At 58.1% G+C, this 15,027-nt stretch carries 7 protein-coding genes and 1 pseudogene; 2 read left to right on the top strand and 6 right to left on the bottom strand.

What is annotated here, in order from left to right; all coding sequences use genetic code 11:
• Nucleotides 1-1,354 (bottom strand): MFS transporter (locus tag O7A70_RS31405; RefSeq protein WP_337143813.1); only part of this gene is annotated, 1,354 nt, incomplete at its 3' end.
• Nucleotides 1,355-1,763: 409 nt separating this feature from the next.
• On the opposite strand from O7A70_RS31405, the pseudogene O7A70_RS31400 reads away from it, so the two are divergent.
• Nucleotides 1,764-2,222: pseudogene (locus tag O7A70_RS31400) on the top strand (MucR family transcriptional regulator).
• 259 nt (nucleotides 2,223-2,481) lie between these two features.
• Here O7A70_RS31400 and O7A70_RS31395 read toward each other — a convergent pair.
• The 5 genes from O7A70_RS31395 to O7A70_RS31375 form a co-directional block, all read right to left on the bottom strand.
• Entirely contained in the window at nucleotides 2,482-3,933 is a 1,452-nt protein-coding gene (locus O7A70_RS31395; protein ID WP_337143812.1) for an aldehyde dehydrogenase family protein, read from the bottom strand.
• A 151-nt stretch (nucleotides 3,934-4,084) separates the two neighbouring features.
• The gene (locus O7A70_RS31390; protein ID WP_337143811.1) at nucleotides 4,085-5,518 is read right to left on the bottom strand and encodes a M20 family metallopeptidase; all 1,434 of its coding nucleotides are present in this window, start codon (nucleotides 5,516-5,518) and stop codon (nucleotides 4,085-4,087) included.
• Between the two features lie 757 nt (nucleotides 5,519-6,275).
• Nucleotides 6,276-8,303 (bottom strand): CocE/NonD family hydrolase, encoded by a 2,028-nt coding sequence (locus tag O7A70_RS31385; protein ID WP_337143810.1) that lies wholly within the window; start codon nucleotides 8,301-8,303, stop codon nucleotides 6,276-6,278.
• A 352-nt stretch (nucleotides 8,304-8,655) separates the two neighbouring features.
• Nucleotides 8,656-8,805, bottom strand: a complete 150-nt coding sequence (locus O7A70_RS31380) for a hypothetical protein (protein ID WP_337143809.1) — start codon at nucleotides 8,803-8,805, stop codon at nucleotides 8,656-8,658.
• Nucleotides 8,806-8,867: 62 nt separating this feature from the next.
• Entirely contained in the window at nucleotides 8,868-11,846 is a 2,979-nt protein-coding gene (locus tag O7A70_RS31375; RefSeq protein ID WP_337143808.1) for a WD40/YVTN/BNR-like repeat-containing protein, read from the bottom strand.
• 885 nt (nucleotides 11,847-12,731) lie between these two features.
• On the opposite strand from O7A70_RS31375, the gene O7A70_RS31370 reads away from it, so the two are divergent.
• Nucleotides 12,732-14,297: an ABC transporter substrate-binding protein gene (locus tag O7A70_RS31370; RefSeq protein ID WP_337143807.1), complete on the top strand. Its 1,566-nt coding sequence runs from the start codon at nucleotides 12,732-12,734 to the stop codon at nucleotides 14,295-14,297.
• The last annotated feature ends 730 nt before the right edge of the window (nucleotides 14,298-15,027 follow it).

Genomic DNA, 15,027 nt, shown 5'->3' with positions numbered 1-15,027 from the left:
CTTCGACATTTGCCTCCGCTATCGAGTACTCGATCTTGACGACGATCGGGCCGCTTCTTGACTTCAGGTCTAGGGCGAGCTGCGGCGTTTCAAAGCCAAATGGATCCTGGTCGGTTTCTTTCCATTGACGAATTGGCAGCAGGAACCCGGTGGCAGCAACCAGCAGGAGAGCGCCAGCGGAGCTTTCCAGCGCCAAGGTGAGCGAATAGTTCTCTGCCACCATACCCCACAGCCAGCTGCCGGCCGCGATGCCGCCCGACGACAGGGCAGAGTAGATCGACAGCGTGCGACCGACGACCCAGCGTGGGCTCGACAATTGCACGCTCACGTCAAGCCCCGTCCAGGTCACGACCCAGCCCGCGCCACCGAACGTCAAGGCGAGTGCCGCTACCGCCAGCGAGGGCGTGAATGCAAGCGCCAGGCAGCACGCCGCGCAGGAGATACACGCCAGTGTTGTCAGCCGCTCCTGTGACAGCGACCGTCGAAGCACGTTGTTGGAGATGCCGGCGCACAGGGCGCCCGCCCCAAAGCCGGCCATCAGGATGCCATAAGCGATCGGCCCTCCGCCCAGCTGATCGCGGGCCACCAGCGGCAGCAGCGCCAGTATCGAGATGCTTGTCAGGCCAAAAAGCGTTCCGCGCGCGATGGCCGCCTTGATCTCCGACGACAGCGCCGTAAAGCGCGCTCCGTCATGAATGGCGGTGGTCAAGGGCTCGCGCGGAAGCGGCGAAGAGCGACCGCTCCATTTGCAGCGCCCTATCGCCCACAGCATCGTGAGATAGGTCAGCGTCGCCACAGCAAATGCCGTCAGCGGTCCGAACGAGGCAACCACGATGCCGCCGAGCGCCGGACCGATGCTCCGCACGGCATTGTAGCCGACCGAGATCAGCGTGACCGCAGCCGGAACTTCGCGCTTGCGCAGAATGTCGCCGACCGAGGCGTGCCAGGCGGGGTCGGTGAAAGCGGCGCCGCATCCCGCCAAGCAGCTGAATGCGAGGATCATCCAAGGATTGTAAAAGCCAAGCCCCACGAGAGCAGTGAGCATCGTCGACGACAACGCTATAAGGCACCAGCCTAGCGCCATGACCTTGCGGCGGCTGAAATTGTCGGCGATGGCCCCCGCGAAGATCGACAGAATGAATACGGGCAGCGTCGTGGAAGTCTGGACCAGGGCGACCATCACGTCCGAGGTCGAGATGGTTGCCATCAGCCAACTGATCGCAACGGTCTGCATCAGCCAGCCCAAGCTGGACACCTGCGCGCCGAGCCAGATCGCCCGAAAAGTGGGGTTCTCAAGCGGCGCGAAGGTCGCCGACGAAACGGAAGCCGCGTCAGCGCGCGCCACCCTGCTCATTGGGTCGAGCCTCTCGTTTTTGTACAGATCGCGGTGAAGATTTCTCCTTGGCGCACTTGCCTACGGAGAGTGGCAGGATCAGGGCATTATGGGTACGGCGCGAAGAATTTTTTCGAGCTCTCCTAAGCGGCGAAACCGAAACCTTTCGGGTGTAGAATGGCTGTTCATTCGTCATCCGAACGGCCTTAGCGGGGTTCGATTGATTTTCTGCCCAGAAGCTCTGAGGTACAATACGCGACAGGGTTTGTCTTCCGGTCTTCCGATCGTGTGCGTTTGCCTCGGCCGCACTTTGGGAAGCAAGCGATGAGAGAGCCCTGCCAGCCCTGCCCGACTTCCATTGCTTTCTGGGCTCCCTTCATTAATGAAGCGGACCTTCGCCGGCTATCCTTTATCTAATCAGGAGCATTCCGTGACAGAAGAAGCTGAAAGCAACTCTGATGCCCTCATCGGCCTACCGCCGACGTCGTATCGGCCTACGTTTCGAACAATTCAGTTCCCGTAGGCGAGCTTCCGGCGCTGATCGACCAAGTGCATGCCGTTGAAGAGCAATCGGTGGCTCGCCAGAGAAGCCTGAGGCCCTCAAGCCTACAGTCCCGATCAGGAAATCGGTCACGCCCGACTACACGACTACATGATCAGCCTGGAGGATGGAAAAAAGTTCAAGTCGCTGAAGCGGCATCTCTCCACCCACTATGGCCTGACGCCCGATAAATACCACGCCAAGTGGGGACTGCCGGCGGACTAGCCGATGGTCGCCCCGGATTATTGCGCCGCCCGCTCTGCGTCTGCCGAGACCATGGGTCTCGGCAGAAAGCCTGCCAAGCCCAAACAGTCTGCAAAGAGGACCCACAAGAAGGCTGCGGCCTGATCGTCCCCCGACGCTCCTTTGGCCGACGGAGTTTCGAAAGGCGGGAATACCCTGATGGTCTGGTTTGCCGGACATACTTGCGAACGCCGTCAGCCAACCAAAGGCCCGGCAGGAGACTGAGCTCACTGCCGGGCCGGTACGCCTTGGGAGGAGGCGGCGTGTCACGGTAGGCATGGGGTCACTGAAGGGGTTGATAACTGCGCCCCTTTGGACCGAGATGTCGTCGGCTGCGCCGACTGCCCACAATACGGTCAATATGTCAGCTCAGCAGGCGGGGCTGGGCATATTCCTTCAATCCCTCGATACCCCCTTCGGTACCAAAGCCGGATTCTTTACAAGGACTGAACGGATAGTCCAAGTTGAACTCCAGATGCTTGTTCACCCATATTGTTCCGAAGTCCAACCGCCGAGCGATCCGGGTCGCTCGATCTGTGTCAGCCGACCATACGGAAGCAGAAAGACCATAAGGGGTGCCGTTGGCCCGGCGCACAACGTCATCGACATCCGTAAACGTCAGGACTGGGAGAATAGGACCGAACTGCTCGTCTTTGACGAGAGAGGCTTCATCTGAGATATCCGTCACGATGGTAGGGTTAATGAAATAGCCGGAAAGAGTTGGCGCTTTACCCCCTATTACAATGCGGCCGACTCTCTCCGCTTCTTCTAGGTATTGAAGAACTTTGTCGAACTGAGCCTTATTCTGCAGGGGCCCTACAGTGACATTGTCATCCAAGCCATCGCCTACCACTGCACTTTGCGCCAGAGCGGCAAGGCATTCGCAGAAGCGGTCAGCAATGCCGGCATGAACGTACACCCGCTTGATTGCAGTACAGACCTGTCCGCTATTGAGAAATGCCGCGTTGAAAATGGCTTGCGCCACACGCACCACATCGACGTCTCCGAACACGATTGCGGGATCATTGCCACCTAGTTCCAAAGAGACACGCTTCAAGCCACTAGCGGCGGACGCCATAACTGCTTTTCCGGATGCCGTGGATCCCGTAAAAGAAATCTTTCCGATGCTGGGATGACTGACGAGCTCTGGACCGAGTGATCCGTCGTCCGCGATGATCTGAATAAGCCCTGGCGGAACAATATCCTTGATCAGCTCTCCGAAGCGCAGGGTAGCCAGGGGAGTCGTCGGTGCTGGCTTGATGATGATGGAATTTCCCGTGATAATTGCGGGGCCGATCTTTGATATCGCGACGTCGAGCGGAAAATTCCACGGCACGATTCCTGCAACGACGCCATAGGGTACATAGAACTGTTCCGTATAAGCCTCCGGATCCTCATTCAGGACGACAGGGCGCAACTCCTGGCTTGAACAGTGCTCAAGAAATCCGGCACAGGAGATGGTTTCGTCTCGAGCCTGTTGAAGCGGTTTTCCCTGCTCCCGGGTCAACAGGTGTGCCAATTCCTCAACGTTGTTGCGGACAACGTCGGCGAGAGCAAGGAGGAGACTGCTGCGCATCTTCCACGGCTCGTCCCGCCAGGCTAGAAAAGCCCGGTCGGCAGCGTAGATCGCTTGGTGCAGTTCATTGACGCTTGGCACTATTGCGGCTCCGACAGTGTCCAGTGTCGCCGGGTTTACGACCTTGAATTTCGAGCCGTCCTGGACAAGCAAACCGTCTATCAGTGAGTAGAAATCTCTCGAAACCCCAACATAGATATTGGTCTTGTCGTTTGCAAGTACACTACTTGTTTCACTCATCGATTTCTTTTCCTAATCGAGGGGAGATTTGGAATTTGGCGTTAGAGTTTAGGAGCACGTCGCTGACTACGTGACCCGCACCGCTCCTGACCAATATAATTTCACCCACCGGTCGCTCCGGCTTGTCCATCAGAGATTATTGATTGCGGCTTTACAGCGCCTTCCCGCGCAGATTACTGGGCGTGACGTCCAAAGGTATTGGGCAGCGATACGGACGCCCCCCTGTTTGTTGCTTCAACTCCACCTTTGCACGAGCGATGATCTCTGGATTGCGTATGCAGTCTGCCGCCGTAGAAGCCATGACCTTGGCAGCCAATATCATCCCCTTGTGGGCTGCTGGCAGTTTGCCTTGGGTGACGAGCTGCCAAGTGTGGAATGGCGTGCCGATAGCGAAACAGGCCGTGTAGCACTGTGCAGTAGGCACGATCCAGCTGACGTCGCCCACATCTGTCGAGCCCATATCGAAGGTGTCCGTTCCCAAGGGCAGAAGGCTATCGTGGAGGATCTTATCCTTCAGGGCAATATCGCGCGTTGCGACGCTGGCCAACACATCTTCGTCGGTCAGGGCCATCTTGCGAAGCTCCGTGGCGAACTCATAGTCAGCTTCATCAAATGCAGGCGGGCCGACACGCCGCATGTTCTCATACATGACGTCTTGCAGCGCGTTGTTGTTCAATATATTGGAGTATCCTGCAGTAATTTGCACATTAACAGACGTCTCCGTCATAAGTGCAGCACCGTCTGCGATCTTTTTCACGCGCGCGAACAGCCGCTCAGCATCTCGCACATCCGGGGAACGAACTAAGTAAGCTGACTCAGCATATGCTTGCACCACGTTAGGGGCGTCACCGCCGGCGTTCGTGATGGCATAATGAACCCGTGCATCTGAGGGCATGTGCTCGCGCATGTAGTTGACACCCACGTTCATTAATTCTACAGCGTCGAGCGCGCTGCGCCCAGAATGTGGGTTACACGCCGCATGAGCCGCGCGACCTGTGAAGGAGAAACGAGCTCCGATTGCAGCGTTCGTGGATTTTGTTGCCACTTCATTGAGAACCCCCGGGTGCCAACAAAAGGCAGCATCGAGATCGTCGAAAGCGCCGGCTCGGGCCATATAGGCCTTACCCCCTAAATTTTCTTCTGCGGGGCAACCATAATAGCGCACTCTACCTTCTATGCCTTCAGCTGCGAGCGCATCTTTCAAAGCAACTGCTGCCAGCGCCGAGCCAGAGCCGAGAAGATTGTGCCCACAGCCATGTCCTGGTCCCGCCGCGATCGATGGGTTAGGCTCGGTTGCGCCCGCGACTTGAGCGAGATCGGGAAGCGCGTCGTATTCGCCGAGTATCCCAATGATAGGGCCGCCGACGCCGAAATCGGCGACAAAGGCGGTTGCGATGCCGCCGACATTCGTGGTGATGCGAAAACCTTCGCGCTCGAGCATAGCAATGTGCTCGGCGACCGACCGATGCTCCTCAAATGCCAATTCGGGCATTGCCCAAATACGGTCGCTTAAGGCGCAGTAGTCGGCAGCTTTCGCATTCACGCGGCGGACGAGTTCATCAAGGCTGAGAGGGTCATTTTCCATAGTTAGTGAAACCTTGTATCATGGCGAACTGATCGGGACGGTCATCGAACTATTCCCTGACCGCATGCGACACTGGTTCTTAAGGAGATGTAGATCGTCACGCATGGATGGTGATAATTCTACTGTGGCGAGAGAGAACGTCGGCTTCTCTGATTTGTGCAGGCCTTGGAATCTTTAGCACGGCTTCTCTCGAGGAACGCGTTCCGCCAACCAAAGCATCAAGCTCCGGCGCGTTGCCAGATGCAGATAATGGCAAATTGCATCAGCACAACGCCGCCATAAACGACCGTTTGCCTCGGTACGGCGGTGCGTAACTCAACCTCTATCTGCCGCACACGAAGATTGCGCGAGCCCTCTTGTGCGTGCTGCCCACGGCGATCTGCGCGTCATCGGCGTAGCAATGAGATGCTCGACCTGGTCACCCCAAGCCTGGCAGATGATCGAGACCGTTCGTCCATGACAGCTGCCGGAGTCACTAGGCCGCGGTTCGCGGACCCGCAAAACTAGATGTACCCGCCTCCCCAGCACAGCGACCGCGCTTCACGAGCAAGATGTCGGAATCCTGGCGGACCCAGTGCTTTCATTCGAGAACTTCTTCGCCTTGAATCTCGCGTTCCCCCCTGGAACCGCTAATAGTGAAGCTAGGATTTGCTAGCGGGATCAAGGCGGAGCATGACTGCCCCTACTGCCATTCGCTCCTAGAATGGGCGCGCTCGCCGCTGACGTTCGCTCCCGCAGAGTACGATTTGGACGTCGGCTAGTTCAGATCGCGTGGAAACTCCTTGACCGCTTCGCGATCAACGATGGTCTCGTCACCGGAACGCGCGACGAGATGAGTCTCCATGGCCCAGACATCACGTAGCGCGCGCACCGTCGCCGAAACCCTAACTTTGGCATCCCAGTCGCCCCGGGCGTAGGACTTCTCCCAAGTCACGGTTCCCCGCGCTGAGTTGGGATCGTCCGGATGGATGGCGAAGACGGTTGTTTGCCTGGCCGACAGAGTGATCCCCGTATGTGGGTGACGTACGGTTCCGCCGTCACTGCTGACGGTATAGGTGGTTTCCCCGGTGATCTGGTTGGTCGTCACCTCGCGCCGGAAAGGCTCGCGCTCCTTGATCACTTCCTGAACAAGGGGCGTTGCGCTCTCAGGTCCTTCGAACGCCGCAAGCGTTGCATCCAATGGCTGCGGCTTGCGCACAGGCAGGATCAGCCTGCTCCCGGCGCAGTGGATCGACAGCGTGGCCTTCTCCGGAGCCGGGAAGACGATTGGCCAATGCCCCGTGGCAACGGCAAGGCGGATACGCTGACCCTTCTCGAAGCGCTGGCCACAGCAACGCAGTTTGATGCGCACAGTCTCGGCGTTGCCTGCGTTCATCGGCTGCAGTTCGAGGTCGTCATGCCGATGCGTGAGGTTGAGAATGCCGTAGCTGACGCGCGATGCCGCTCCGTCTTCCAGCACTAGCGACAGCGTCGCTGAAATCAGCGCAACCGGCTTGTCCGAGGCGAACGTTGCCTCGAATTCTGGGAAGCCGAGAATCTCCACGGCTTCTTCCAAAGGCTTCGTTTCGAAGACGAGCGCATTGCCGGCTTCCATGCGCTGATCTATCGGCAAGGTCGGATCCACGCCGTAGCCGCACCAGGCCCCCGACGACAGGCCCGCCGTCGAAGGCGAACAGATCGTCAGCACGTCGTCGCTGCGGGCGCCCTCGGCAAGGAGCCCCGGCGAAAGGGCCAGCGAGCGTTCGCCGACACCGGGTCCCGGCCAAGACGGCTCGGCAACCCAGCGGCCTGGGCGCTCATCGTAAATGGCGGCCGGCGGATATGGGTCTTGTATCCAGGCCCGTAGCATCGGTTCGCGGGTGATGCCGGTGTCGATGCCCTTGAGATACTGATCCCACCAACGCAGGCATTCCTTGAGGAAACCAACGCGCGGCCCCGGCATTGCGAAATGCGGATATTTGTGGCCCCAGGGACCGATCAGCCCCTTGCGGGTGCCGGGCAGGTTTTCGAGCATGCGGAAGATCGGGTTTGGATAGCTGTCGGCCCAGCCGCCGACTAAGTACACGGGAATCTCTACATCGGAGTAATTCTCGCAGATGGATCCGTGCTTGTAGAACTCGTCGCGACGCTGATGCTCGAACCAGTCCTGCATCCAAATACCGTTGCCGTTTAGGCGGCCTTCCCAAAGCTCACGCCAACGGTCACCGACAATCAGCGGGTCGGGGGGTGTCATGGCAATTGCCCAGGCAGTGGCACCCCATTCCAGATTGTCGCACATATGTGCGCCGCCGATATAATGAATATCGTCATTATATCGGTCATCGGTAGAGCACAGCGAGATGACGGTCTTGAGCGCCTGCGGGCGGCGGGCGGCAACCTGGAGCCCATTGAAGCCGCCCCAACTGATGCCGATCATGCCAACTGCGCCAGAACACCAGGGCTGCTTCGCCAGCCATTCGATCACAGCCAGGCAGTCGTCCTGCTCTTGCTTCAAATACTCACCCTTGCAAACGCCTTCACTGTCGCCAGTGCCTCGCATATCCACCCGTACGCCGGCATAGCCGTGCCCGGCGAAGTAGGGATGGGTGAGTGCATCGCGCTCCGCTGTTCCGTCCCGTTTGCGGTAAGGCAGGTATTCGAGGATAGCAGGGACCGGTTCGGCGGCGGCGTCTTCGGGGAGCCAGATGCGCGCAGCGAGCTTCACGCCATCTGGCATAGGGATCCACAAATTCTCGATCTCACGAACTTTGCGCGGGAAATCGGTGACCACGCGGATATCTTTCATCAGACGCGCCTTCTATTAGTTTGTGGCGACTGTCGCGGCACGCAGACCGGGCAGTTAGTTCAAAAATGACAGTAAGGCGATCGATCCACGCTGCAGGCCAGGTTGCGCAGTTCTGTTGAGCGAATGTACAGGGGCAGTGGAACTCACATATGGAGGACGGCGCAAACTGCAGCAAACTACCCTAAAACGGAACGAAACAATTCACATGATGGCGTAAACAACTAGCCGAGTTCGCCTCGATTCATCCTGGTCGAGCAGTTCCAAATGATCGCGCGTGATCGGCAGAGTATCGATCCCTCTGGATCCCATTTAGCCGTTGCAGCAAAACCCGGAATCTCGACAGCAGTGGAAACTACCGGCGCCGGTTTGCAGCGCGACGGCGGGCCAACCCGCAGGCAGCGACCATCGCCAAAATACCAACTGCAACCGCTATGTATAGCATCTCGGTTGTGCCGTCGCCCCCGTCCGGTGCCACGCCGAATATCTGCTCGATAAAATCCATCGTTGTCTCCTTACAGGAATGAATGCTCACTGAGCAGTAGGTTTTCCTCAGTCCTGGCTTAGCTAGACCTTGCCGGTTCCAAGCAACTCGAAGCCGGCGGTTTTGATAGCGAGATTGAGCGCAGTGACATCACCGTGCACGATCGCATCCAACTGTTTGATCTCTCCGTCGACCTTCCACAAAATCTCATCTGTGACCTTTCGGGCCTGCAGCGTCGGCGCTGCGTCGGCCATGGCGACTACGTTGATGAGGTCGATGAGCGAACCGTGCAAGCCGGCCGGGTTGCGGACATCTTGCGGTGTCTCGCGCCTGAAGTCGATGAGCGCTCCCTCGATGACTTCGAGCCGCTCGACCTGTGCTTGCGCACGCTCGTCAAGCAAGCTGTAACTGCCGACCAGCCGCTTTTGGACATCCGAAAGTTGCCGCTTCAGGCGCCGTATGCGATTGACCGCCTGATTGAGCGCAGACACCTTGTCGAACAGCTCCTGTAAGAGCGCGAACTGCTCGGCGAAATCCTTGTCCGTCGTAGCTACCCGCGGATCCTTGATGATTGTGAGGCCGACCGTTTGTCTGCTGCCGTCGACTTGAAGCTCAACGTTGAAGTTGCCGGGAACCGCTGACGGACCGCTCGCGTCCTCCTCCTCGGGCAGGAGGGGCTTGTACTTCCGCGTCTCCAGCGTCTGGTCGAGCTTGGCCGGTCCAGGATGTTTGAGATCCCAGACGTCCTGGAAGGACAGCTTTACCGGCCCCTCGGTATCATTAGGTAGCCAATAATAGAGGATAGCCCCGTCCGGCGGATTCTCGCCGCAATCGAGATAGCGGCGATCGCCACGTCCGTCCTCCGACTCCACCACCTCCGTGCCGCCGCCTATGCCCCAACGAAGGCCGTAGCTCATGCCGACCTTCGAGAACCCGGGCCCAACGATCCAGTTAAGCTTAGTCCGGATTGTCGGACGCGGGCTCACCAGCTTCACGTCTTTCTGATCCGCGGCCAGTTCGCGCAACGGTGTCACGTCGTCAAGGATCCAGAAGGATCGGCCATGTGTGCCGGCGACGAGATCGCTTTCCTTGATCTTGAGATCGTAGACCGGGACCACCGGCAAGCCGCCGCCCATGCGAGACCAGTGCGCGCCATCGTCGAGACTGAAGAAAACCCCAGTCTCGGTGCCGGCGAAGAGCAGGCCTGGACGCACGGGATCGGCGCGCACCACGCGGGTGATCTCGCCCTTCGGGAAGTCGCCAGTGATCGACTGCCAGTTCTCGCCACCGTCCTTCGTACGGAAGAGGTAAGGCTGGTAATCGGCAAGCTTGTAGCGCGTAGCCGCAAGATAGACGGTATCGGCGTCATGCGGTGAGATTTCGACGCACCCAATGTAGGCGAGATCGGGCATGGCTTTCGGCGTAACGTTGCTCCACTCGGCCCCGCCATTGCGCGTCACATGCACGAGGCCGTCGTCGGTGGACGCCCAGATCTCGCCCTTGCGGTGCCGGGATTCCACGACCGAGGCGCACGTTGCATGGACCTCCGCGCCCAGGTTCTCGCGGGTTAAAACGCCGCCCGAGTAGTCCTGTCTAGCGAGATCGTTGAGGCTGAGGTCGGGCGAAATCGCGGTCCAGCTCGATCCTTCGTCGTGGCTGCGGAAGACGTGGTTACCGCCGGCATAAAGCGTCTTTGCATCATGGGGCGAGAAGGTGAGCGGGAAGGTCCACGCAAAGCGGTATCGCATGTCCTTCGGCGCGATGCCGGTCGTCTTTTCTGGCCAGACATTCACAAGCCGGATCTGCCGCGTACGGTGGTCATAGCGTTGCAGCGGACCCGCGCAGTCTGCGCTTGAGCCGATTGCGCCGCAATAAACGATATCGGGGTCCTCGGGATTAACAACGATGAAGCCGCTCTCGCCGGTGCCCGGGTAGGTGCAGTCGCCCAGGCCGATTAAGCCCCATTCGGTAGCGCTCGGGACCGAGATCGAGGTGTTATCCTGCTGGGTGGCATAAACCCGATACGGATGCCGGTCGTCGACGTCGATACGATAGAATTGTGCCGTGTTCTGATTGTAGATCGAGGACCAAGTCCTACCACCATTGAAGGTGACGCAGGCACCGCCATCATTGCCTTCGATCATACGTTTGGGATTGAGCGGGTCGATCCAAAGATCGTGGTTGTCGCCGTGAGGCGTCATCACTTCGGTGAAGTTCACTCCACCATCGGTCGATTTCCACATTTGGAAGTTGGTCACGTAGACGGTATCGGCGTGACCCGTATCGGCGAAGACATGGGTGTAATACCACGGGCGGTGTATCAGATCGCGGTTCTGAGAGACGTGGATCCAGTGGTCGCCATAATCGTCGGTTCTATAAAGCCCGACTTTGTCGTTCTCTGCTTCAAGGAGGGCGTACACGCGCCCACGCTGCGCCTCCGAGACCGAAACGCCAATTTTGCCGAGGATTCCAGGCGGCAAGCCGTTTCGGCCGGACAGTTCCTCCCAAGTGTCGCCGCCGTCGAATGACCGAAAGATTCCGCTCCCCGGCCCGCCGCTGTTCAGGTGCCAAAAGCTCCGCCGTGCCTGCCAGGTCGTGGCGAAAAGGATGCGCGGATTGTTGGGGTCCATCGAGATGTCGACCGCCCCGGCGTCGGAATTGCGGTAGAGAATCTTCTGCCAAGTTATGCCGCCGTCCTTGGAACGGAACACGCCGCGGTCCTCGTTCGGCCCGAACGCATCGCCGAGCGCCGCGACATAAACGATGTCGGGGTCGTGCGGATGAATGCCGATTTTGCCGATATGGCGGGTCTCTTTCAGACCCAAATGACTCCAGCTACGACCGGCATCGGTTGACCTGTAGATCCCGTCTCCATAAGAAACATCCAGGCGGATCGTTGCCTCACCCGTCCCGGCATAGATGACATTCGAGTCAGAGCGGGCGACGGCGATCGCGCCGACACTAGCGCTCGTGAAGAAACCGTCCGATACGCAGCGCCAATAAATGCCGCCATCGATGGTCTTCCACACGCCGCCCGCGCAGGCGCCGAAGTAGAACACCATCGGCTCGTTGGGGTCGCCCGCCACCGCTACAACGCGGCCGCCTCTGGCCGGCCCGATGCAGCGCCATTTGAGAGCCTCAAGGGCCCTGGGGTCATTGACACAAGTCTGCGTCGACATAGCACTACTTACTGTTAAATCGTGTGTGAAACTCTGGTCAAGTTGTACTTCGTTTTGATCGGATTGGATTGTAATTCGGTTCATGCTCGTGGTGCGGTGCGTCGGGATCTAAGCAGTACTCTCCAATGCGAATTGGATTCTGCGTCCTCCTCGCTGCCAGAATTGGATCATCCAAACCGAAGCCAAACTTCTTTTGGCTCATCCGATCGCGTCCAATATCAGCTTTTGCGCTATGTGGTTTTTCGAAGTAGGGCTGTTTCTGTAGTCATGTCGTTCGGAGGGAGGCTACTGCCCGGCTAACTAGGTTGTTCCTGTCTGACGATGACAGGTTTTTCGGCGGGTTGGCATATACAGTTTGTGCAGATCTTGCCTATCACACCAATGCCTTTCCGGTAGCTCCAGGCTGGCCGTATTGGGTGCTGCCAGGCTTAGGAATGCGATCTGGGATTGCCTGGCCCTTGCCGAAGCAGGCTGTGTATCAACGGCACATTGCGTCGTGTGATGGCCGACTTTGGGGCAAACTGTATATTTTAATGAGCCGGCCAACCTGCCATCGTCCGCCACCAGATCACTCACTGGGCGAGCTCATGCTCCGGTTGGAAAGTCCGAGTGGAGGAGTGTCTGTGGAGGAGGCTAACCGTAGTCCCCGCTTCTCGCTCCACATAAATCTTTAAGTCGACATCTACAGCGGCTCCGGTCGTGCTCGTGCTCCATAGCGATCACGACCGACCAGTTTAGTATAACAATGGAAGAGGAGGAACTGCTACCATGAGCAAGTTTTGCATGAGCCGCCGTCAGGTGGTGGGCAATGCAGCAGCATTAGCGTCCCTTGCCGCCTTGGGTATACATCCGAACAGCGTGTTGGGTGCTGAAAACGATATCTTCAAGATTAGGCTGGAAGGTGATATTAAGGTCCTTGATCCAGGCTACGACAACGCTATAGCTGAGGCAAATGTCTTGTACATGTGCATGCCGCGCTTGGCAGTCCAGGAGAAACAGGTGGACGGCACCTGGGGATGGAAGCCATCAGAATATGTCGAGAGCATACGGCAGGACGACGGGACCCACATTTCCTTCACCTTGAGAAAGGGCATGATGTGGAGTAACGATGCCGGAGAGATCACCGCCGACGACGTCAAGTTCTCTTTCGAACGCATGTTGAAGTCGGATTGGAGTGCTTCCTGGCCGGCCCTTGACCATGTCGAGGTCAAGGACAAGTACAATGGCACTATTGTCTTGAAGTCACCGTTCGTAGCAACCATGATAATGGCGGTCTCGAACGTAGCAGGAATCATTATACCCAAGTCTCTGGTCGAGAAGATGAAGGACCAGAAATATTCATTGCCATTGCCTGCCCAGTGTGGACCTTACGCAATGGTGGAGTGGACACCAAGGCAGAAGGCCGTTCTCAAGGCGAATCCGGATTGGTGGGGCGCCAAACCCTCTTTTAAAGAAGTTCACCTCGTTCAGGTCACGGATGCCAAGGCGGCTGAATTCGCCCTCGAAACCGGCGAGATCGATGCTACCGAGGTGCCGCCGGACACAGCCGTGCGCTATAAGCAAGCCTCACCGCAACACGTCAAGCTGATCAGTTCGCCGGGAGCTGGATTTACCTGGATGGGCATGAATACTCAGAACCCGAAACTCGCCGACGTGCGCGTGCGCAAGGCGATCCAACGGGCGATCGATCCTGATGCGATCCTTCAGGGCGCCTATGCCGCCCTTTGTCCTCGGGCCTATGGCGTGGTACCGACCGGTTTGCTTGGGCACCGTGACAAATCAAATTATTCTTTCAATCCTGACGAAGCGAAAGCACTGCTGCAGGACGCCGGGGTGTCAGGCCTAACTTTGGACATCACGACCCCTGCCGATGACGCGCCGAAAGTCGCTGCCTGCCAAATCATACAATCCTACCTAGGTGAGGTAGGAATCAATGTGACGGTCTCCCCCGTCGATGCGGGAACATACTGGGACCTCGGCCAAGAATCCAAGGGGGATGCTTGGAAGAAGCTCGAACTGTATGTCATGGGATATAGTACGTCCCCGGACCCCGCCGATGCGACAGCGTCTTTCCTCAAGAAACAGATCGGCGCCTGGAATTGGGAGCGCTGGTCCGATCCGGAGTACGAGGATTTGTATCAAGAAGGCATGTCGGAGACGGATCGCGAGAAGCGCGCGGCAATCTATGTCCGCATGCAGGAGATCATGGAAAATAGCGGCGCGTATTTCTGGATCACCTTCCCTCCGGTTTTCTATGGTTATAGAGACAGGATCGCCCCGCCCGCTATCGATCCAAACGGCTGGCTGCGGCCCGAGCTGTGCGCAAAGGTCTGACGGGTTTTGTGGAGTCTGGAACAAAAGCCTGGTCCGGACCGCAAGCTTCGAAGCGGCCCGGGCCTCAAGGCCGAGACCCATAAAATCTTATCCGGACGCTTTCATCCACGACGCGATGTTTAGCGACCTGCAGACAACTCTTTCAAAATGACACGCATGCTGATCCACGCCAGCGGATCGGGTTATCTATTCCGATTTGCCTCACCTTCGAGTGCTTGTTGTTGGGGCGCTTGACCTTGCCCCTGTGGTCTAATCCGGTTTGACGCCGTCACCCCGACACCAGACTCGTGCTGCTTCGTTTCATGTTCAGATCCTTTCGATCGGGCCAGAACGAACTTCTCGGCCATGGCCCCGGTCTACAAGTGGACGGCGCTTCGGCAGAATGGATGTGAACACACTGGAGAACGAGAACTACGCGGCTGAAGCGGGCTTCTGCGCGACGCCGCGCCAATACGTCGTTGAAGGATCTGCTGAGAAGAATGGATGGTCCATCCCATCTGTATAAGGGTGAGGCGACATCGTAAACGACAAGTCCAGTTTACATAAAATATATCCGGGGGCTGTTGCAGCGAGCCCATGATCCCAACACGCCGTTCCCAATAAATGGTTCGTACGAAGCCAGCTTTGCGCAGGACTGCGGCAACGCTTGGTCTAGGCCGCGTGTGGCAGCTTCCCAGTGGAACTCTCGTTCGATCCAATGTCGGAAGTACGATCGGCTTGCGAATTCGGC

The sequence above is a fragment of the Mesorhizobium sp. Cs1299R1N1 genome, from assembly GCF_037179655.1.
Classification (GTDB): Bacteria; Pseudomonadota; Alphaproteobacteria; order Rhizobiales; family Rhizobiaceae; genus Mesorhizobium; species Mesorhizobium salmacidum.
The sequence above is the reverse complement of the archived record's forward strand: the minus strand, read 5'-3'. Positions and strand labels throughout refer to the sequence as shown.

Bases quoted from the DNA above. Each gene is read 5' to 3' on its own strand.
- O7A70_RS31390 (WP_337143811.1), bottom strand. From the start codon at position 5,518: ATGGAAAATGACCCTCTCAGCCTTGATGAACTCGTCCGCCGCGTGAAT.
- O7A70_RS31385 (WP_337143810.1), bottom strand. From the start codon at position 8,303: ATGAAAGATATCCGCGTGGTCACCGATTTCCCGCGCAAAGTTCGTGAG.
- O7A70_RS31375 (WP_337143808.1), bottom strand. From the start codon at position 11,846: ATGGTGTTCTACTTCGGCGCCTGCGCGGGCGGCGTGTGGAAGACCATC.
- O7A70_RS31380 (WP_337143809.1), bottom strand. From the start codon at position 8,805: ATGGATTTTATCGAGCAGATATTCGGCGTGGCACCGGACGGGGGCGAC.
- O7A70_RS31370 (WP_337143807.1), top strand. From the start codon at position 12,732: ATGAGCAAGTTTTGCATGAGCCGCCGTCAGGTGGTGGGCAATGCAGCA.
- O7A70_RS31395 (WP_337143812.1), bottom strand. From the start codon at position 3,933: ATGAGTGAAACAAGTAGTGTACTTGCAAACGACAAGACCAATATCTAT.